This window comes from uncultured Piscinibacter sp. (genome assembly GCF_937952055.1).
Taxonomy (GTDB): Bacteria; Pseudomonadota; Gammaproteobacteria; order Burkholderiales; family Burkholderiaceae_C; genus Piscinibacter.
In genome coordinates this window covers 59,264-80,119 of record NZ_CALFYO010000020.1, presented here as the reverse complement: position 1 = coordinate 80,119, position 20,856 = coordinate 59,264, and the positions used below count along the sequence as shown (strand labels likewise).

18 protein-coding genes are annotated in these 20,856 nt (G+C 61.7%); 15 read left to right on the top strand and 3 right to left on the bottom strand.

Annotated elements, in window-relative coordinates; all coding sequences use genetic code 11:
* Positions 1-161: 161 nt before the first annotated feature.
* The 3 genes from Q0599_RS11180 to Q0599_RS11170 are packed head-to-tail and all read right to left on the bottom strand — an operon-like array spanning position 162 to position 1,928.
* Positions 162-527, bottom strand: a complete 366-nt coding sequence (locus Q0599_RS11180) for a hypothetical protein (RefSeq protein ID WP_298829463.1) — start codon at positions 525-527, stop codon at positions 162-164.
* Positions 514-1,293 carry a hypothetical protein gene (locus tag Q0599_RS11175; RefSeq protein WP_298829462.1) on the bottom strand — a complete coding sequence of 260 codons (780 nt, stop codon included), beginning with the start codon at positions 1,291-1,293 and terminating at the stop codon, positions 514-516. The genes Q0599_RS11180 and Q0599_RS11175 overlap by 14 nt, the downstream gene beginning before the upstream one ends.
* Positions 1,290-1,928, bottom strand: a complete 639-nt coding sequence (locus Q0599_RS11170) for a hypothetical protein (RefSeq protein ID WP_298829461.1) — start codon at positions 1,926-1,928, stop codon at positions 1,290-1,292. Before Q0599_RS11170 ends, Q0599_RS11175 begins: the two co-directional genes overlap by 4 nt.
* Positions 1,929-3,002: 1,074 nt before the next feature.
* Between Q0599_RS11170 and Q0599_RS11165 the strand changes: the two genes are divergently transcribed.
* From Q0599_RS11165 to Q0599_RS11095, 15 genes are all read left to right on the top strand, one after another.
* Positions 3,003-6,623: a S8 family serine peptidase gene (locus tag Q0599_RS11165; protein ID WP_298829460.1), complete on the top strand. Its 3,621-nt coding sequence runs from the start codon at positions 3,003-3,005 to the stop codon at positions 6,621-6,623.
* A 1-nt stretch (position 6,624) separates the two neighbouring features.
* Positions 6,625-8,142: a hypothetical protein gene (locus tag Q0599_RS11160; RefSeq protein ID WP_298829459.1), complete on the top strand. Its 1,518-nt coding sequence runs from the start codon at positions 6,625-6,627 to the stop codon at positions 8,140-8,142.
* 424 nt (positions 8,143-8,566) lie between these two features.
* Positions 8,567-9,496 (top strand): hypothetical protein, encoded by a 930-nt coding sequence (locus Q0599_RS11155; protein ID WP_298829458.1) that lies wholly within the window; start codon positions 8,567-8,569, stop codon positions 9,494-9,496.
* 148 nt (positions 9,497-9,644) lie between these two features.
* Positions 9,645-11,606: a DUF2779 domain-containing protein gene (locus tag Q0599_RS11150; protein WP_298829457.1), complete on the top strand. Its 1,962-nt coding sequence runs from the start codon at positions 9,645-9,647 to the stop codon at positions 11,604-11,606.
* A gap of 533 nt (positions 11,607-12,139) precedes the next feature.
* Positions 12,140-12,829 (top strand): NYN domain-containing protein, encoded by a 690-nt coding sequence (locus Q0599_RS11145; RefSeq protein WP_298829456.1) that lies wholly within the window; start codon positions 12,140-12,142, stop codon positions 12,827-12,829.
* A gap of 29 nt (positions 12,830-12,858) precedes the next feature.
* The gene (locus Q0599_RS11140; RefSeq protein ID WP_298829455.1) at positions 12,859-13,464 is read left to right on the top strand and encodes a hypothetical protein; all 606 of its coding nucleotides are present in this window, start codon (positions 12,859-12,861) and stop codon (positions 13,462-13,464) included.
* A gap of 18 nt (positions 13,465-13,482) precedes the next feature.
* Positions 13,483-15,354, top strand: coding sequence for a DUF2075 domain-containing protein (locus tag Q0599_RS11135; protein ID WP_298829454.1), 1,872 nt, complete (start codon positions 13,483-13,485; stop codon positions 15,352-15,354).
* A 5-nt stretch (positions 15,355-15,359) separates the two neighbouring features.
* The gene (locus tag Q0599_RS11130) at positions 15,360-15,716 is read left to right on the top strand and encodes a nucleotide pyrophosphohydrolase (RefSeq protein ID WP_298829453.1); all 357 of its coding nucleotides are present in this window, start codon (positions 15,360-15,362) and stop codon (positions 15,714-15,716) included.
* Between the two features lie 77 nt (positions 15,717-15,793).
* Positions 15,794-16,936 (top strand): DUF3883 domain-containing protein, encoded by a 1,143-nt coding sequence (locus tag Q0599_RS11125; RefSeq protein WP_298829451.1) that lies wholly within the window; start codon positions 15,794-15,796, stop codon positions 16,934-16,936.
* Positions 16,933-17,331, top strand: coding sequence for an HIT family protein (locus Q0599_RS11120; RefSeq protein ID WP_298829449.1), 399 nt, complete (start codon positions 16,933-16,935; stop codon positions 17,329-17,331). Before Q0599_RS11125 ends, Q0599_RS11120 begins: the two co-directional genes overlap by 4 nt.
* A complete protein-coding gene (locus tag Q0599_RS11115; RefSeq protein ID WP_298829448.1) occupies positions 17,328-18,410 on the top strand; it encodes an HNH endonuclease in 1,083 nt (360 codons plus the stop codon). The genes Q0599_RS11120 and Q0599_RS11115 overlap by 4 nt, the downstream gene beginning before the upstream one ends.
* Positions 18,411-18,546: 136 nt before the next feature.
* Positions 18,547-18,756, top strand: coding sequence for a hypothetical protein (locus Q0599_RS11110; RefSeq protein ID WP_298829447.1), 210 nt, complete (start codon positions 18,547-18,549; stop codon positions 18,754-18,756).
* A 150-nt stretch (positions 18,757-18,906) separates the two neighbouring features.
* Positions 18,907-19,302: a thermonuclease family protein gene (locus Q0599_RS11105; protein ID WP_298829445.1), complete on the top strand. Its 396-nt coding sequence runs from the start codon at positions 18,907-18,909 to the stop codon at positions 19,300-19,302.
* Between the two features lie 104 nt (positions 19,303-19,406).
* Positions 19,407-20,066 (top strand): VWA domain-containing protein, encoded by a 660-nt coding sequence (locus Q0599_RS11100; protein WP_298829443.1) that lies wholly within the window; start codon positions 19,407-19,409, stop codon positions 20,064-20,066.
* The gene (locus Q0599_RS11095; protein ID WP_298829441.1) at positions 20,063-20,824 is read left to right on the top strand and encodes a PP2C family serine/threonine-protein phosphatase; all 762 of its coding nucleotides are present in this window, start codon (positions 20,063-20,065) and stop codon (positions 20,822-20,824) included. Before Q0599_RS11100 ends, Q0599_RS11095 begins: the two co-directional genes overlap by 4 nt.
* The last annotated feature ends 32 nt before the right edge of the window (positions 20,825-20,856 follow it).

Sequence of the window (20,856 nt, the reverse complement as noted above, 5' to 3'; positions counted from 1 at the left end):
CCGGTCCGCTATATGAACGACAGGGCGCGTAAAGAGAAGCTTCTTGCTCACGATGGGTGCTCCTTCTGAGTGACGTTGGGGCTGGCAGGCGATGCGGCGGCTCCACCGTGCCTGCGGGCGGTGGTCCGGATAGGTGGCCTCTGGGGTAGTGGAGAGGGGGCCTACTTGGGCAGGATGGAGTGCCTCAGGCACGCGAGCACCGAGGCCGCCGAAGGCGGCGCAAAGCTCAGGTGGTAGCCGACCACCATGCCGGAGTAGTGGTCGACGGCCAGGGTCAGCCAGGGCCGGCCCAACGGCACACCGGTCCTGTGACAGACCAGGTGCACGTCGCATAGGAAGTGGTCGAGTTCGACCCGCTCGAGCGGCCGTGTCGTCACCACGCCGGCCGAGCGCGGCTTGCGCTTGGCGTCGGCAACCGACCGGCCCCATCGCGACCGCATGATTTGGTACCGGTCGACGCCAAGCGCGATTTGACGCACCGTCTCGCGCGAGACGCGCAGGGGATTGAAGGCATCAGGCTGCTGCACGGTAGTCCTCCGTCTTGCGCTCGTCCTGCTTCGTCTGCCTCCGCTTCGTCTGCTCCTCCTCGGCGGCCTGTGCGCGTTGTCGCTCCCGTTCGACGATAAATTCGGCCGCGACCTGCTGGCTCCCGTCCTTGGCGATGAAGTGGATGTGGCCCAGCTGCTTTGCCACCGAGGCCAAGGCTTCGTCCATGACGCCATGGAGGGTGGCCTTCTTGTCGGCGCCCAGCAGACGTTCGATTTCCACGGCCAGCAGGTCGCGCACGCCCTTGTCGACGCGGGGCTTGCGCTGCCGGATGGCGCCCGCGTCCTGAAAGAAGACGGCGGTGTTGTAGTTCGACAGGATGTAGCGGCGCATCCAGCGGTAGACTGAATGAGGTGACGGTGGCCGCTTGTCTCCGAGGCGCTGTGCGACCTCGGCGATGGCGGTCGACAAGCGACGGCTCAACGGACCGACCGGATAGAGCGGGGTGCAGGCATTCGTGTAGGCGATGCGACGCTCCACCCGCTTGCGCTGTTCTTGCGTCAGCGGTTTGAGCGTGGCCTTCCAAGTCGGTTCGTGCGATGCGGCGGTATCGGACGGCAGGTTCAGTTCGCCACGGAAGAACATCGTGCTCAGCTCCGCAAGGCTGTAGCGCAGCGACGCCTTGTTGGGGTACTGGGCCTTGAGGATGGCCGTGCCTTCCTTGAGGTCGACGCTCTCGACTTCGACCATCTGGCCGTTCAGGCTGTACTTCGCGCCCCGGACAAACGACAGCAGGGATGCTTTCATGCGGCGACCCTCCACACCGGCGTCCACGCCGACAGCGGCTCGCTCAGCAGGTCGACGCCGACCTGCCGGTCCCAGAGCATCCTGTACAGGCCGCCGAGGTGGGCGTTGCCGACCAACGAGCGCAGCTCGCCCAGGGTCTGGCGCGGCCGGGCCTCAAGCGCTTCGAGCACCTGCGCGCGCAGCGCTGCCGGCGCCGGCCAACGGGCGTAGCGGTGCAGCAGGCGCAGGTTGTCCATGCGGCAGCCCACTCGCAGCTGCGCCGCATCCATGACGGAGAACTCGTAGCCGTCGCGCAGGAAACGCTCGTTGGCGGCTTCCAGCTTGCGGGCGGTGTCGGTGTCGAGGTCCTCCATGGACCCCTTGAACTCGCGGAACCCTATGACGCCGGTTCGGCGGACGTAGCGGACGTCCGGGGTGTATTTGACGGTCCGGCCATCGACTGTGACCTCGACCGTCACCGCCTGGACTTCGAAGCGGTCGATGGTCGGGTCGTATTCCAGGTCGATGAGGCCGTCGGCTTCGACCGACGACTCGGTGGGGGCCAGGCCAATCGCCTTGATGGCGGCGACGACCCTCAGGACCCGCAGGCGACCGGCATTCGAAATGGTCCGTGTCGCGGTTTGGCGTTTCGCCATGGGCACACTCCGTTTGAGTATTGGGGTGTGCGAATCTTCGGCTCACTCGGGCTGTTGGCAGGGCAAGTTCGACTTGCGAATTGGGGTGTCCGCAGAGGGATTCACGAATATCTCTCAAGCATGAGCTATCTCGTTGATATCGTTGAATAATTCATTGCCAAAAGCCTGGGCGCTGATGTATATTTCACTCCCATCGTCGAGATATTAAATACTGCAGCTATTGTAATGTGGTGGTTGGGTAATAATATCGACCGCGACCGCAGCACTCGGGTGTGAATCGAGCGGTGGCGTGGGTGCATAGGCCGCGCGTCATCCTCCTTTGCGGGGTGCAGACATGGGGTGCGGGCTGCATAGAGTCGGCGACGCTCCGTGCGACCGCCCAAGGCGCTGGCTCTGCGTGCAGCAGACGTTGACCGCTCCCAGCCAGCTCACCAGCGTGGAGAGAGTGGGCGGCAAGATGGCGATGTCAGACCGAGGGGACCAAGGATGGTGTGGCGGCAGTTCTATGCGGCACGCGAATAAACCAAGAGCAGTTCTACGAGCTGTACCGGCGACTCGTTGCCGCGCGACCTGACGCGACAGCAGCCGGCCCCGCACTTGCTCCAGTTCTCGCGGCCTTTCAGGCGGCGAGCTTGAATGAAGGTCAACGAGCGAAGTGGCTGTCTGAAGCCGACGACTGTTTGCATGTGGTCGCCGAGAACTCACGACTCTTCGTCACTGCCATCTTCGCTTGGTTGGTTGACAGCGGTAGCGTAGCTCTCGCGAAGGCTGTGGCTCGTAGAGCAGACGTCCGCCACTTTCAACAGCCGGGAGCGGAGTTCTACAAACTAGACGGATTTGCTGTGGCGGACGCGCTGCTTTGCGCACAGTGCTTGTCACCAATGGAACGCCCAAGAAAGAAGTCCGCGCGGGCTACGCCGCGTTCTCCCAAGATGTTGTCGGACGTCCTCTTTGTTCGCTAGACCTCTGAACTGCTGACCAGCTTACGGCCCCAGCATGGCACTAGCGTGCTATCAAGTGTTCGACTAGGCTGCGACGGAAGGCAGAGAGCCGAACAACGCGGGAGAGAAAGTGATGAAGCGCACCGGTCTTCTGGTCAAAGTTCGCGGTGACTCCAAGAAGACCCTCCGGGCACTCTCGAAGAGCCTCGGCCCTCAGTCGGTTGAGCCCATCCTCATCCTGCCTCCGAGCGGAGGCTCCCCGCGAAGGCCGGGGCTGCACGGCGGGCAGCCGGCGACGTGGTTTCGGGTTCGTACCTCTGGCGACGACAACGCATGGGATGCAGCGTATCGCCTGGTTCAGGAGATGCAGGCCGGAGGTCCCATGGGGGTGGGGGCCGGCGGTGGCGTCGAGTTTGTCGAACCAGACTTCGAGCAGTCTTGGTTCGGTGACGCTGAGAGGCCTGACGGCGCCTTGGGTCTGGCGAAGTCGTGCACGTTCCGCCCACAGGACAAGAGTGGCGGCAAGGCCACCTCTCCAGATGGAAACGCCTGGAATCTCGGGGCAGCCTACTCGCAACTGGCCGCCGCCCGAGAGGCGATTGCCCCGGACCTTCTGGCGAAAGTCATCGTGGCACACCTTGACACGGGATTTGACCCGGACCACGCGACACGTCCGGTCCACCTCGACTTGGCGAACCAACGCAACTTCGTTGACCCGGACCGACCGAACGACGCAACTGACCGAACGCCGGATGGACTGCCTGCGTTCCGTAATCAAGGGCACGGCACTGCAACGCTTGCGCTTCTTGCAGGCAACCGAATTGACGGGGCATGGCCGGGCTTCTCGGACTACCTAGGGGGCGCTCCGTTTGCCACGGTCGTTCCCATCCGTATTGCCGACTGGGTGGTGCGGTTCTCGACCGGAACGATGGTCCAAGGACTTCAGCATGCCGTCGACCTCGGTGCCCATGTGCTCTCGATGAGCATGGGAGGGTTGACCTCCCGCGCGTTGGCGGATGCCGTAAACCTGGCCTACGAGTCCGGGGTGTTCATGGTCACGGCCGCCGGAAACAACTACGCGAAGCTGCCGACGCCCAAGACCATCGTCTTTCCCGCCCGGTACCGACGCGTTCTTGCTGCTTGCGGCGTGATGGCAGATGGCCGCGCCTACGCGGGCCTGAAGCTGAAGACGATGCAGGGGAACTACGGACCCCAGAGCAAGATGCCCACTGCACTTGGGGCATACACCCCGAATGTTCCGTGGGCGGAATTCGGCTGCGGCAATCTAGTCAGCATGGATGGTGCGGGCACGTCGGCAGCAACGCCACAGATTGCGGCCGCTGTGGCCCTCTGGATTGCCAAGTATCGGACCGAGCTGGAGAAGTACCCAGAGCCGTGGATGCGAGTTCAGGCCGCCAGGTTCGCTCTCTTCGAGTCCGCGCTGAAGCAGACGGCATCCATGGATGACGAAGAGACCCTTGCCAAGGTGGGACAAGGCGTCATGCAGGCGGAACGAGCGCTCGCCATTCAACCGCCCATCGCCGAAACCTTGTCGATGGCTTCGCAAGCTGAGCCCAGCTGGGGATGGTTGAATCTCATCTTTGGCGGGGGCGTGAGCCTGCAGCCCGGACTGCCGGTTCACGTCGTTGAGATGCTGTCCCTCGAGCTGACGCAGATGGCTCAGCGCGTCCGAGCGGTCGAGGCTGCCGTTGCGGACTGTGATGTCGAGGCGGGGGACGTCACGTCGGTGGCGCGCAACAAGTACCTCGAAGCTGCTCTGGATGCCGGGAATCCCTCCGCGCCGCTACGGGTGTTTCTGGAGCGGCAACTGGGCAGGACGCAGGTCGCAGCTGGAACCGTGCCGACTGCCGTGGCCAGTCGGTCCGTCAAGCGCAAGCCGAAGGTACTGCCGCCTCCGCCTCGCCGACTGCGTGTGTACGCGCTTGACCCGTCTATCGCCAAGTCGCTGGCGTCGGTCGCGGTGAACGAGACCGTACTGAGCATCCCATGGGAAGAGAACTTGGCGCCTGGTCCGGTTGGGGAGTATCTCGAAGTCGTGGACGTTGACCCAGCCTCGAACCGGCTGTACGACCCCGTCAACCTCAACGAACCCAAACTGCTGGCCCAGGACGGATGGCCGCCCTCGGAAGGTAACCCCGAGTTCCACCAGCAGATGGTTTATGCCGTTGCGATGCGGACGATTGGCAACTTCGAGGAAGCGCTCGGCCGCAAGGTGCTGTGGGCGCCCCGCTGGAGCACCTTCGAGAAGGACGGCAAGACAGTCCCGAAGGCCTACGAAGTTCCTCGCCTGCGCATCTATCCGCACGCCCTGCGCACCGACAACGCGTACTACAGCCCGGACAAGGTGGCTCTGCTGTTCGGGTACTTCCGGGCCACGTCGACGCCAGAGGACTCCACGCCGAACGGTTCGATGGTCTTCACGTGCCTGTCGAGCGACATCATTGCCCACGAGATGTCGCATGCACTGCTGGATGGCCTGCATCGCAAGTTTCAGGAGGCATCGAATCCCGATGTGCCTGCCTTCCACGAGGCCTTCGCGGACATCGTGGCCATCTTCCAGCACTTTGCCATCCCCGAACTGATACGCTTTCAGATTGCGCGTGCGCGCGGAAGACTGGATGCCGCCAAGTTGCTCGGCTCGCTGGCCCAGCAGTTTGGCGAAGGGACGGCGCGCGGAGGACCGCTCCGCGACTACCTGGGTAAGGAGATTGGCGCGCTCAGCTATGCCAAGACGATGGACGTGCATGCGCGCGGCTCCATTCTGGTGTCGGCGGTCTATCAGGCCTTCCTGAGCATCGTCGACAACCGGACGGCGGACCTCATTCGAATCGCGACGAACGGCACTGGCGTACTGCCAGCTGGCGCACTACACCCTGACCTGGTCAATCGGCTCACCGAAGAGGCCTGCAAGACCGCGCGGCATGTGCTGAGGATGTGCATTCGCGCCCTGGACTACTGTCCCGCCGTCGACATCACCTTTGGCGAATATCTGCGGGCCCTCATCACCGCAGACATCGACCTGGTGGCAAACGACAAGTACCACTATCGGCTGGCGTTCATGGAGGCCTTCCGCAGGCGCGACCTGCTGCCGCGCGACGTTCGAACCGTGTCCGAAGAGACGTTGGCCTGGCAAACGCTCGAAGACCCAAAACCCGACTGGCTCGGTCCGCTGGTCAAGGACCTCGACTTTGGCTGGGACCGGGCGCTTGACCGGTCGAAGGTGTTCCAACTCAATGAGAAGAACCGGTGGCTGTTCTTCATGGCGATGAGGAAGCTGCTCGCTGAGCGCGAAGACGTGCATGCCCAGTTCGGCCTGCTACCCGGGGTGCCTCGTTACAGCATCACGGGAGAGGTCAACAAGGAGGCGGCCGCTGGCCAGACGACGTTTGACGTACCGAGCATCAGACCGTCGCGACGGGTTGCACCGGATGGAAGCTTTCACGTCGAGGTGGTCGCCACCGTCCTTCAGAGGCGCCGAGTGCCAGTTAATCCGAAGGACCCGAACGGTCCGCAGATGTGGTTTCGCGGTGGGGCGACCCTGATACTCGACCCCCGACCGGGGCGGTGCGAGGTCCGGTATGCCATTGTGAAGAACAGCGGCAGCGCGTCACGTCTCGAGCGACAGCGCCGAATGGCGAGTTCTCCCGCTGCGTCATCGCTGAGGGCTCTATACCTTGACGACAGTCGGGCCGAGCCCTTTGCGCTGCTGCATAGCGGTCACGGGAGGTGCTGACATGGTTGCCAAAACTACGCCGTCAGGCTTCACCGTTCGGCACTACTGTCAAGGCATCGGAGATTGCCATCTGCTCAGGTTCACGAAGAGCGACGGCAAGCCGTACTGGATGCTCATCGACTGCGGTATCCACACGTCCATCACGGGCGGCTCCAAGATTGTCGACGCCATCGTTGCGGATATCGAGACCACGACGGGAGGGCACATCGACGTCCTCGTTCTGACTCACGAGCATACGGACCACAACTCGGCCTTCTCCCCGGGGCCGAATCGGTTCGCAAACATCACCATCGGCGAGCTCTGGATGGCATGGACCGAGTCGGAGTCGGACCCGCAAGCGCAGGCACTCGACAAGTTCACGCAACAGGCCTTGAGCGCTCTTTCAGGAGCAAGTCACGCGCTGAGTTCGGCACAAGGCTTGAGTCCTGGGATGCAGGCGCTTCGAGACGGTCTGGACTCGCTTCTGGGCTTCAGCTTCGGCGCGAAGGGTGAGCGGGTGCGGGCCTTTCGGAAGTGTGCCGAGGCGATGGCGACCAAAGGCATCCGATACCTCGAACCCGCCCAACCGCCTCTGGCCATCAAGGGTCTGCCGAGCCTGCGCATCTACGTCTTGGCCCCGTCAAGGGATGAGAACTACCTGCGCATCCTTGAGCGTGCAGGCGAGATGTACAAGGTTGCCGACAAGGCGAATGGTTCCCGCATCGCGTACTCGCTGTCGAGTGCGATGGCGGCGCAAGGCAGCGAGTACCTTGTAGAGGACGCTGCGGCACCGTTCGAGGCTTCCACGGGCAGTGACCTTGGCGACCTCGCGGCACCAGGGGCCCAGTCAGGGGAGAACCCGATTCAAGCGTTTGCCCGCGACCACTACTTCGGCCCGATGACCTCTGCTGCGCCTGCCGTCAGCTCGAGGCGGCGCAAGAAGCTTGTGGACCCGAACGAAACCGACCAGGCCTGGCGGCGAATCGACCATGACTGGCTGACGTCGAGCGGCGAACTGGCGCTGCAGCTTGACAGCAAGACCAACAACACGAGTCTTGTTCTTGCGTTCGAGTTCGTGGATACCCAGCGCGTCTTTCTCTTCGCAGCGGACGCTCAGGTGGGGAACTGGCTTAGCTGGCAGGATACAACTTGGACCTTCAAGGACGGTGCTGTGGTCACCGGGCCTGACCTGTTGGCAAGGACCGTCTATTACAAGGTCGGGCACCACGGCAGCCAGAATGCAACGCTGCAGGACAAGGGCCTGGAATTGATGACGAACCCCGACCTGTCGGCCTTCATCCCCACCAACGAGGCGGATGCAAAGAAGGTGAAGTGGGGCGAGATGCCTTACCACGGCATCCTCGCGGCTCTTGAGCGGCTGTGCGGGGACCGAGTAGTCAGGGCTGATGACGGTTGGCTGACAGGAAGCAATGCGCCGTTTCGGACGCCGACAGGGTGCGTGCAGGGTGTGCGATGGGGGTCTGCGACTTCAGGGTCTGACGAGCCTCGCCTACGTTGGGTCGAGTTCGACCTGACGTAGCAACTGTCCAGAATCGAACTTGAGGTAATGCGATGCATGGCCCGAGGTCGGCTGGCTTCGCACCAGACCGTGGCTTCATGCAGTTGGCAGAAACGGGGCTCGTGAGATGAATGACGGGGAATGGGGCATTCCGGAAGGCCAGCTCTTTGCGCAGCTGGAGTCCTTGTGGGCGGTCAAGGACTATCCACCGTACCGCAATTGTGTGCGACTCATCGGCGTTGACAGGTCGGCATTCGAGAGTGCGAGCTACAACTCGTCATGGGGATGCCGAACGTTTGTCATTGACATTGACTGGCGAGACATCGGAGAGATTGGTCCACCTCCCTTCTGGGCTATGTACGGCAATTGGCGAGGGAACGGACTGCATTTCACTGACCTAGAGGATGCGCTTCCGCGAGACCGATGGTTTAAGGTTGAGTATGAGGTGGTCCGTGAGTTCTCCAGCAGCTACGCCTACCCGGCCTTCCAGGCGGCTGACCCAAGCTACATCCGAGTGCGGGATATCAGCCCGGTCGAGGGGGCCAAGGTGGCGCCGATTGCAGCGGCAAGTTCTGTTGCTCTCTTGCCTGCTATCGCAGAACAGGCTCAGTGCAGCCTGACCACGTTCCATGTGGGGCAGGGCATGTGCTCGGTCTTTCATGGGTCCCGCACGGGCTACATCCTCGACGCTGGCGCTGGGACGCCGGTGCGCCGCAAGCAGTATCTGGCCGGTCTGCACGATGACGGCAAGCCGTTCGTCAACGAACTGGGCCCACTTGTTTCCGAGTTGGAGGAGGCAGCGGCGATTCTTTCTCACCCGGATTCGGACCATTGGCGACTTCTAGACTGGGATGCCGCCGTTCTGGCCAAGGTGCGAAGCGTATTTCTGCCCGCAGGAGAGCCGGCATTGGCCTTTTCTGCACCAGCGGTGAAGCCCAAGGTTGTCGGCGTAGAGGACCATGTCTTCAACCTGAACTCTCGGAACTGGCTCGATGTGCGCAGGAGCAAGCCGACCGCCAGCGACAAGAACGGTGAGTGCTTGGTGACCGCTGTGTATTGCGAGGGAGGGAGAGGGCTTCTGCCGGGCGACTACGTCTACGAGCGGATGGCGGAGGACGGCAACAGAGCAATCGTGTCGATGGCGCTTGACCGCTTCGACGCGGTCGTCGTTCCTCATCATGGTGACGAGGCGAGTGCGGCTCAGGTCGTCGCGCCCCGGCACCCCCTGCAGTCGAAGGCGTTCTTCTCAGCCGGCACCCACACCGGCTACGGTCATCCAACCCCGGTTTCGGTGGCGAGTCATCGACGCCGAGACTTCGTGGTGATTGATGACCACCTCTGCCGGGACGTCCTAGGCAAACGTCTGTTGCCTTAAGGCGTATGTGGGTATTGAGGCCATCAGCCCTGCGGAAAGAGGTGCCCTTGAGACCGATGTGGCTGGGCGCGCCTGGCGGCTACGTCCGGCACCGGGTCCGAGGATAGCCAATCGCTTTCGAGCTCTGAGTGACTGAAGGACGTTGACCTTGCCGAGTACTCGCTACCTGACCAAGTCCCGGTTCACCCTTGCACTGGAGTGCCCGACCAAGCTCTTTTACACAGGCAAGGCCAGACATTACGCTAACAAGAAGCTCGACGACGAGTTTCTGGCTGCCCTGGCCGAGGGCGGCTTTCAGGTCGGTGAACTGGCCAAGGTCATGCATCCCGGCGGCATTGAGGTCACCGCAGCCGGAAACGCCGAGGCGCTGGCGCAGACGGCCGAGCTGCTGCAGCAGCACGCCGTGACCCTGTATGAGGCGGCCATCGGCCACGGCCCGTACCTGGTGCGAGTCGACATCCTGCGAAAGGTCGGCGAAGACATTGAACTCATCGAGGTCAAGGCCAAGTCATTCGACAGCAGGGACCCGTTCGCCTTCAAGGGCAAGCGCGGCGGTTGGGTCAAGGACATGCTGCCGTACCTGCAGGACATAGCCTTTCAGCGCTTCGTGCTAGCCCAGGCTCATCCGGGCTGGCGCATCCGGTCTCACCTGATGATGGCCGACGTATCGAAGGTCAGTACCGTGGCCGGCCTGAACCAGTGCTTCAAGATTCAGCGTGATACCAACGGGCGACAACGAATCTTGGTCCGGCCTGGTACGACCCACGAATCCATCGGCGCGCCCATCCTGACAGCGGTGAACGTCGACGCCTATGTTGACGAACTGCACGCGCAACCGCTTTCCGCCCCAGGCATCAGTGGGGCGTTCGGCGACGTCGCAGCACTCTGGGCGGCGCACTATGCCGACGACCGCAAGGTTCCCCCTGTCATCGGTGCCCACTGCGCCAAGTGTGAGTTCCGGGCCGAAGCAAACGACCCGCTGGCTAGCGGCTTTCATGAATGCTGGCACGACGCCAAGGGCTGGTCGCGCGCAGATGTGGACGCAGGGACCGTTCTAGATATCTGGAACTTCCGCAAGAAAGAGACGCTCATCGAGCAAGGTGTCCTTCGCCTGCCCGACGTGACCAAGGAGCACCTCGGCTACAAGGAAGGAGATGACGGCCTGAGCACCAGCCAGCGCCACTGGATGCAGGTGAGCGGGCAGTGGCCGGGCGGTGGCGAGTTCTTCATTGACCGCGACCGCATGCGCGCCGAGATGGCCACCTGGGACTATCCGCTGCACTTCATCGACTTCGAGACGGCGCGGGTCGCGATTCCGTTCTACATGGGGCAGAGGCCGTACTCCAACATCGCCTTCCAGTTCTCACACCACCGGGTCGACCGCGATGGAACGGTCGCGCACGCCAACGAGTACCTCAGCTTGGCGCGCGGAGTCTCGCCGAACTACGAGTTCACGCGGGAGCTTAGAAAGGCGGTCGGGGACAAGGGCACCATTTTCATGTGGACCGCTCACGAGAACACAACTCTTCGTTCCATCCTTGAAGAACTTGAGAACGACCCAGCGCCACCAGCCGACGCTGCTGACCTGAAGACGTTCCTAGAGAGCGTGACGCGCGAGACCGGGGGCCGCGAAGGGGCGAGGGCAATGTACGACCTGTGCGACTTGGCCAAGAGGTCCTTTTTCCACCCTGGGACCAAGGGCAGCTCATCGCTGAAGAAGGTCCTGCCGGCAGTACTGACCTCATCGCCGTATCTGCGCGAGCGCTACGGCCTTCCGATGTACGGCGCAGCCCACGGCATTAAGAGCAAGAACTTCAAGGACTGGCAGTGGTGGCAGGCGGTCGACGGTGTTCCCGTTAACCCATATTCGCTGCTACCGCCGGTGTTCGACGACCTGCCCCCAGAGGTACTGGACGGCTTGGACGCGGATGAGGACATGCAACTCGCCGAGGGCGGCGCAGCGACTACCGCATGGGCACGGATTCAGTTCGAGGAGACTGACGCCCTGGAGGTCGACCGGGTGGCAGCGGCACTGCGCCGGTACTGCGAACTCGACACGTTGGCAATGGTCATGGTCTACGAGGCTTGGGGAGACTGGGTGGCACCATAGCGAATCAGGCCAATGGGGCTACGGGGTGGCTGTCCGGTGTACGTACCGTCGACATGTCGCAGTTCAGAAGCTCAGTCATGCCCGACATTTCCGGCTCTTGCCCTTCGCCCCGGAACCGTTTGCTCGCAGTGCATGAACCGCTTGGCATTCACGCCGTCATCGACTACGGCGGTAAGCGTGTGAACGCCCAATAGGCTTGTCGCAGACTCAGCAGACCCCGGATTTGAAGGTTGGGCTTCATGCCGAACAGTTGTGGGAGGCGCGCACGGAAGACGCAGCGCGAACCCCGCGTCAAGTCCTCGACTATTTGCTGTGGGGCGGCGGTGAAGTGGAGCGACGTATTCGGGCGACCGCACGGGACCCTAGATGGCGACCTCCGTGGGTACAGTTCAGGACACTGTGCAGGTCTCCAGGCGACAGCCATCCGAAGGCGGCTCTTGTTCAGTTGACGCCCAGTCAGCTCTTGGCAGGCAGCTTCGAACCGAGGAACAGACGAGGAGGGCAAGGGAATGGCAAGCACTGAGACGACCCGAATGGCGGTTCTGATTGATGCAGACAACGCCTCTGCCGCGGTGGCCAAGGAACTGCTGGAGGAAGTCGCCAAGTACGGCACCGCAACCGTCAAGCGAGCGTATGGCGACTGGACCACTCAGAACCTTGTTGGCTGGAAGGAGCAACTCCACAAGCTTGCCATCCAGCCGATGCAGCAGTTTGCCTACACGAAGGGCAAGAACTCGACGGACTCGGCGTTCATCATCGACGCGATGGACCTGCTGTATGCGGGTAACGTCGACGGCTTCTGCTTAGTCTCGAGTGACAGTGACTTCACTCGCCTAGCGACCCGGCTCAGAGAAGCGGGCAAGATGGTCATAGGGCTTGGCGAACGCAAGGCGCCGGAGGCCTTCATCGCCGCCTGCGACCGATTCATTTTCCTCGAGGTCCTCAAGCGACCCGCCGAGGCGGCAGTTCCCCTGCAAGTGGCCAACATTCCGGACCTAAAGGAGTTGTTGACCCACGCCATCAAGGAGACCGCTCGTGACAGTGGATGGGCGACCCTGTCGGCGGTTGGGTCCTTCATCGGCAAGAACAACGCCTCGTTCGACGCACGCAACTATGGCTTTACAAAGCTGAGCGAACTGGTCCGCAAGCAGAGCTACGTGGAAGTCAAGGAGGTCACGGACCCCTCAGGCTTCGTGCACATCCACGTGAGGTCGGTCGCCTGAGCGCCGTCGCTTCGAGTCGAGACGAAGAGATGCCACACCTTCGAGCCGGCTCAATCGGTGACATCGGCCGCGACACTGGGACCTGGGTCTTCGTCGATGTGGGCTTCGCGCGCGAAGGGAAGACCGGAGGTCTACTCGTGCACGACGGAGAGCCGAGGGAACTCACCTTCAGTGAACTCAAGGCAGAGCTGGCCAAGCTGGGCAGTGAGGTCGCTCGTCCCATGAATCTCGTCATCGAGGCTCCACTCAGCGTCGCCTTTAATTCTGCGGGCAACCCGGAGGGTCGCTCGATGGAGAAGGACGAGACAGGGCACCGATACTGGTACGCTGGCCTAGGCTGCCAGGTTACTGTCGCAGCCGCGTACCTTGTCCGTGGAATGTTGGACTCCGGGCTGATGAGAGATGTGCGCCTGTTCGAAGCCTTCGTGTCTTTCAAGGAGAAGGGCAAGAAGTCATCACACTCGGCGGACGTCATCGCAATGAGAGCCGTAGCGTGGAACCTGCCGGGCGCCAACGGCCATGTCTTGGCTCCTGGCGAACTTGCGGGGCCACATGCGAGCCACGTTCAGTCGGCGTTCGCGGTATTCGGATTCGACAGCCAAGTTCCGCCGGTTATCGTCGCCCGTGTCGAGTAGCGCACACCACCTGGACCCATGCAGCTCTACACCGGAACATCGAGAGACTTCATCTCCGACGCCACAAGGAACGGCATCGCCAGCAAGCTGGAGCGTGCCTTTCTCGACGCCTTCCACTACAAGCCATCCCTCCAAGAGGTGCAGTCTTGGCAGAACTCTCTCTTCCGGATGGCCTTCACCCTACAGCAGGGGGACTTCCTCGACCATGGCGTCTTGCTCGAGTACCAGTTGCCCCTGTCGAGCCGGCGACTGGACTGCATGGTCACCGGACATGACGACGGCGGGCAGCCTTACTCCGTCATCGTCGAGCTCAAGCAGTGGAGCGACGTCGAGGAGTCGAACGCCGAAGACTGTGTGACGACATGGGTGGCGGGCAGCAAGAAGGACATCCTGCACCCCTCTCGACAGGTGGGGCAGTACGAGGAGTACCTGCGGGACATGCACTCGGTCTTCGGGCGAGGCGAGGTCGGCCTACGGTCCTGCGCGTTCCTGCACAACCTCTCCTACAGCCCCGAGAACGAAATCTTTGCTTCACGGCACTCTACAGTGCTGAAGCAGTACCCGGCCTTCACAGGCGACAAGCAGGATGACCTCATCACCTTTATGGGGGACCACCTCCGGGCGGGACGCGGTGAGGCCGTCCTGGAAAAGGTCCTCAAAAGCAAGTTCGCGCCGAGCAAGAAGCTCCTGGAGCACACGGCAAAGGTCGTGCAGGACCAGAAGGCTTATGTGTTGCTGGACAGCCAACAGGTTGTCTTTGCCAAGGTGCTGGCTGAGGTAAGGGAAGGCGCCAAGACGTCTAAGCTGAAGAAGACGGTAGTTCTGGTCCGCGGCGGCCCGGGCACTGGGAAGTCGGTCATCGCGCTGCATCTGCTCGGTCGGCTCTCGGGCGAGGGCCTGAAGACAATGCACCTCACCGGCTCAAAGGCATTCACCGAGAACATGCGAAGAGTGGTCGGCACTCGGGCAGCAGCTCAGTTTGGCTACTTCAACGTCAACAAGAAGGGTGAGTTGCCTCCGAACCAGTTCGACGCTTTGGTTCTGGACGAGGCGCATCGCATACGTGAAAGCAGCAAGGACCGCTTCACGAAGGCGAGCGACTGGTCAGGACTGCCCCAAGTTGACGAGCTCGTGCACATCGCGCGGGTCAGCGTCTTCTTCATTGATGACCGGCAGATTGTTCGGCCAGGCGAAGTTGGCAGCTCGGACCTCATCCGTGAGGCGGCCAAGCGCGCCGGAGCAAAGCTGCTCGAGTACGAGCTCGACGCTCAGTTCCGCTGTAGTGGTTCCGATGGCTTCATCAACTGGGTCGACAACACGCTGGACATTCGCCGGACGGCAAACGTGCTCTGGAAGCGTGAGGACGTCTACGAGTTCAGAGTGATGGACTCGGTCCAAGAACTCGAGTATGCCATCCGCCAGAAGGCAGCCGAAGGCAGCGCGCGACTGGTGGCAGGCTTTTGCTGGCCCTGGTCTAACCCGAACGGCGACGGCAGCCTGGTCAAGGACGTCCAAGTCGGTACTTGGGCCATGCCTTGGAACGCCAAGCCGGACGCAGGACATCTCGGTGCGGGCATCCCAAAGTCCAACTTCTGGGCGTCGGACCCAGGCGGTCTGGAACAGGTGGGTTGCGTCTACACCGCACAGGGTTTCGAGTTCGACTACGTCGGCATCATCTTCGGACCGGACCTGCGGTACGACTGGGAGAAGAACATCTGGGTGGGGGACAAGAAGCACTCCTTCGACTCGGTCGTCAAGAAGAGCGGAGACCGGTTTGTGGACTTGGTGAAAAACACGTATCGAGTGCTCTTCACGCGGGGCATCAAGGGCTGCTACGTACACTTCATGGACGAGGGCACTCGCAAGTTCTTCCAGAGCCGACTTGAATGACCACCATGAATGACGAGACTCGATTTATCGACGTGTCGGCGCTAGAGGCGGCCCTGCAGAAGTTTGCCGACGAGCGGGACTGGAACCAGTACCACTCGCCGAAGAACTTGGCGATGGCGCTCACTGGTGAGGTGGGAGAGCTCGTCGAGCTTTTCCAATGGTTGACCGAAGAGCAGTCCAAGTCAGTCGGACAGGACCCGAGGACGGCTCGTGCAGTACGAGACGAACTGGCGGACGTCCTGCTCTTCTTGGTCAGGTTGTCGTCGGTGCTGGGCGTCGACCTTAACGAAGCCGTAGCGGCGAAGCTCGCAGCAAACGCGGTGAAGTACCCGGCCGGAGATTCCACCCCTAAGCGCACATGAGACAGATTCAAACGAACAGCATTTGCGGCTTGGGCGCGCCTGGAGAGCTAGCGGTAGGTGCCGCTTGAGAGAACAAGTTGGCTAAGAGTCTGTCCCACCTCCAGAGTCCGGCAGCGGTGCAAGCGGCGCTGGACGAGTTCGTGGCGACCGGGCGAACGGCGTTCCTCGAGCGCTACGGCTTCGGCAAGTCGCGAGATTTTTTGGTGCGAGACCCAAGGACCGGTGAACTCTGTGACTCCAAGGCTATCGTCGGAGCAGCGTACGGCCACCAGTTTCCTCAGGATGGCCCACTGAAGGCTGAAGACTTTTCTGGTGGTGAAGCCACGGTCGTCCCGAAGCTTCAGAGTCTGGGCTTCGAGGTCGTGCGCACCGGCGAGGACTGGTCTGCCGAGGAAGTCGAGGCGACCGTAGCGTCGTACTTCGAGATGCTTCGCCTCGAGGCAAACCAGGAGACCTACAAGAAGACCGAGTTCAATGCGGCACTGCGGCAGAGTCTTCGAGGCCGAAGTAAGGCGTCCGTCGAACTAAAACACCAGAACATCAGCGCTGTGCTGCTTGGATTGGGGCTACCCTACATCTCGGGCTACAAGCCCCGAAGCAATGCACAGCTACTTCTACGAAAGGCGGTGCAGTCGTTCGTCCTCGGCAACGCGGAGCTCGTCGGCAGACTGGTCGACTCGCTGGAAGAGGTCAAGACTCCTGCCGAGAGGACCTACCGCGCCGTAGTAGTAGACCCACCGCCGATTGAGGCAGTCGCAGCCGTTGAACTCGTCGGACCGCGCGTGCGCCTGCCGAGAAAGGTGGATTTCGCCAGCCGTGACGAGGTCAACAGGAAGCTCGGGCGCGCCGGCGAGGAGTGGGTCATCGACTTCGAGCACAAGCGGCTGGTCGATGCTCGCCTGGGCGAACTGTTTGAACGCCTTGAGTGGGTGTCCGACCGGCTAGGAGATGGGGCCGGCTACGACATCCTGTCCTATGACGCACCTAGCCAGCCCCGGTACATCGAGGTCAAAACGACCAACGGAACGCACGCCTCATCCTTCATCATCAGCCGCAACGAGCTCGAGTTCTCGAAGGAGGCCGGCGAGGCGTTCTTCCTCTACCGAGTTTTCCAGTTTCGACAATCGCCAGCCTTGTACATGCTGCGCGGTGATGTTTCCCGGCAGCTCAATCTTGAGCCGATTGACTATCGCGCCTCGTTTCGTAAGGTTGTCGCATGAGCACGAAGAGCCAGTGCGTCTTCTGCACGCTTCCTCGTGAGCGCGTCTGCGCCGAGAATGACCACGCGGTTTGGATACTCGACGGCTTCCCGGTATCCGCCGGGCACAGCCTTGTCATCCCCAAGAGGCACGTTGCCTCCTTCTTCGACGCCACGGAAGCGGAGCGACTTGGACTTCTTTCTTTGCTGGACAAGGCGAGGGACGAGGTGACACGCAAGCACGCACCGGATGCATTCAACATTGGCATCAACGACGGCGTCGCTGCCGGTCAAACGGTCCTCCACCTCCATATCCACCTGATTCCTCGGTACAGGGGAGACCGTGTAGACCCGCGCGGTGGCGTGCGCTGGGTGATTCCGGAGAAGGCGGACTACTGGACCAAGAGTGAATCGTGACGGCGACTTCGCCTCCGTCAGCTGATGCGCAGCTGGCTTTCCTCGCCAAGCTGCAACGCTTGTTTGCAGAGGGGGATTTCACGGCCACGTACAAGTTCGCACTGCTCATTGCGCTGGCTGACCTTGCCGTAGAGCTTGGACGGGACGATGGCTCCGAGCTCGTGCTTCTGACAAGGCAGTTGGGAGAACGATTCCTTGACCTCTACTGGAGGCACGTCACTCCCTACGGTCAGGGACGGGTAGGTTCGGAGCCAGGTGTGCTGGTGCAGAACAACGGGCCACAAGCTGCGGTCATCTCGGCTATCGGGGAGTTTCGAGCACGGGTTTCTGCAACTTCTCCACAAGTCGCAGCCCGGCATTCCTCATACCCAGCCCTCCTCAGTAAAGTGACGCACACTGTGTCCGCCCTGCCGCTGACCCACCTCCAGAACTTCGGGGGAGCCACCGACGAGTTCTTGTATAACCGTCCTGCGCCGGGAAGGGTGCGCCTGAAGCCCGGGGTCATGTACTGCCTGCGTCGCTTCCAGCCACTCATTCAGCAACTCGCACGTGCGCACTGGTTGGCGCACGTCAAGGGCAATCGCCGCAACCACAGCATGCTTGGCGAAGCCGATGACCTCGAAGAGTTCTTGTTCTCGACTTCGAGGCAGTCACTTTCGACGATGGCTGAAGGATTGCGGCGCCTTGACGGTGCGCACTGCTTCTATTGCAGAGGGAGTCTGACCTCAGCCAACGTTGACCACTTCATTCCCTTCTCGCAGTACCCGCGCGACCTTGCGCACAACTTTGTGCTCGCCCACCCCAGCTGCAACCGTAGCAAGTCCGACACGTTGGCGGGAAAGCAGCACCTTGAGAGGTGGCTGGCTCGGCTCAGTTTCCGTGCAGACGACATTGCAGAGCTTGGAGCTCAGGCCGGGCTGGTTGGCGACGCCGCAGTATGTCGACGAGTGGCGTCTTGGGGGTATTCGAGTGCGCTCGCGGCTGGGGGTGCCGCATGGCTCGCGCCAGACTCCTTTGAAGCAATCGACGATTCGTACATCGAATGCCTCGAATCTCATTCCAAAGCCACGGTGGGCTAGCGCCTCCTCCAAGGCTCATAGGGAGCATTGGCGAACAAGGTCGAACTGCTCCGCATCTCAGCATTTGGCATCATCCGTGGTGAGGTTGCTCCTCAGTAGTTGGTAGAAGGCAAGAGCAAATCAGAAGGAGGCCGCAATGAAGTTCGGAATGCGCAAGCCATCGCTGAAGAAGGTGATTGCCGCACGCACTTCTTCGGCGAGGTTTGTCCGCCATAGCCTGGGCTTCAAAGCGCCTCGGGGCTGGGGTTGGCTGACCAACCCAAAACGGGCCGCATACAACCGGGTGTATTCACGTACCACCTTCAGTGTTTGGGACATTCTCAAGAAGCTGTTCGGAGGCCGCTGAGAGATGACTAGCGCAAGTGTTTGTCGTCGTTGGAACGGGTTCGGTGCCGCGGCGCGAAGCATCTGCGCGGCGCTCTTTCTTGTCGCCGCAGGCCCGTCGTTCGCAAGCACCCTAGTGGGCGTGGTTGTCGGTATTCAAGACGGCGACACCTTGACCGTTCTGGATGCGGAGAAGGTCCAGCACAGGATTCGACTCTCGGGTATCGACGCCCCTGAAAAGGGGCAGCCCTCCGGGCACCGCTCCAAGGAAGGGTTGTCCGCCATAGCGTACCGTCGGCAAGTCGCCGTCGAGTGGCACAAACGAGACCGCTACGGCCGGTTGGTCGGTAAGGTGCTCGTCGAGGGCAGAGATATCAACCTCGCCCAGATTTCGTCAGGATTAGCTTGGCACTACGCCAACTACGCCAAGGAGCAGCGGCCCCTGGACCGCCAGCTATACGCCGAGGCGCAGACCGATGCGAAACAGCATCGCATCGGGCTCTGGCGTGACCCATCGCCCACTCCACCGTGGGACTACCGGCGAGGCAAGCGGACGACACCCATGTAGAGGAGTAGAACCGCTCTCAAGTCACTGCTAGACAGTGCAGCATCTTTGCAGTGAGCTGCACCGATAAACTTTCAGCAACACCCCGTACTTACTAGGGAGAGTCCGTGAGCGAACAGATTTCCTTTGAGACCAACGACTTCGCCAGCAATCCGGAGCCGCGCTGCCCGTGCGTCCTGCTCCTTGATGTCTCAGGTTCGATGAATGGGCGCCCAATGGACGAACTGAACGCTGGTCTCGCCACGTTCCGCGACGAACTTTCTGCGGACGCCTTAGCGATGAAGCGTGTCGAGGTTGGAATCGTGACGTTCGGTCCAGTCAAGGTAGAAATTCCCTTCACGAGCGCGTCTACGTTCTACCCATCGACACTGCAGTGCCAAGGTGACACCCCGACTGGGGCCGCAATTCTGCAGGCCCTCGCCATGGTGGAAGACCGCAAGCGCGACTACCGCGCCAATGGCGTCTCCTACTACCGCCCCTGGGTGTTCCTCATTACAGATGGCAAGCCGACCGACGCTTGGACGACGGCTGCGGAAGCCATCCGCGAAGGCGAAACTTCGAAGAAGTTCGCATTCTTCGCCATTGGCGTTCAGGGCGCTGACATGGATACCCTGCGGAAAATCAGCACGCGCGAGCCGCTATCCCTGCAGGGTCTGAAGTTCCGCGAGCTCTTCAGCTGGCTCTCGAGCTCTCTGCGCTCGGTGTCGCGCTCGACCCCGGGTACCGAAGTTCCTCTTGAGGCTCCGAAGGGCTGGGCTTCGGTGTGACTTGGCGACTTGTCTACGCCTCCGAGGTAGGCACCTCCCACGCGCATACCGGAACGCCTTGCCAAGACAGCTGCTGGGCCCAGGTCGACCAGTTGGCTGACGGCCAGCCGCTTCTATCGCTCTTCGTGGCGGATGGAGCGGGCAGTGCTGCCAAAGGAGGCGAGGGCGCGGAGCTGGCTATCGAGGCCGCCGCAGCACTCATCGCGAAGAAGGTCAAGCAAGGTGAGTTCGGGCTCGGAGACACCCTTGCCACCGACATCGTTCTCGCCGTTCGAGAGCGAATCTACGCTGCCGCAGAGATTGAAAGGCTCAAAGCAAGAGACTTTGCCTGCACGTTCCTGGGTGTTCTGTCTACGTCGACCGGCACGCTGGTACTGCAGGTGGGCGATGGTGGCGTTGTCGTCGACACCGGAGCCGGGCTTGAAGTCGCCGTGGTACCAATGTCTGGCGAGTACGCCAACATGACTCACTTCGTCACCGACGAGGACGCGGTGACCGTGCTGGCTACGAAGTCTTATCCCGACCGCGCGCTCAAGGTTGCAGCTTTCACTGACGGCGTCCAGCGACTCGCGCTGAACATGGCGACCAATACGCCGCACGAGCCGTTCTTCTCGCCCTTCTTCAACGGCATGGCGAAGGCCACCGCGGAGCAGGAAGACCAACTGCAGGGACTCTTGGTCAAGTTCCTTGGCAGTCAGCCGGTAAACGAGCGTACCGACGACGACAAGACACTCGCGTTGGCCCTCTGGAGGGCTTGAACCGGATATGCCGAGAACGCTGTACACGTCAC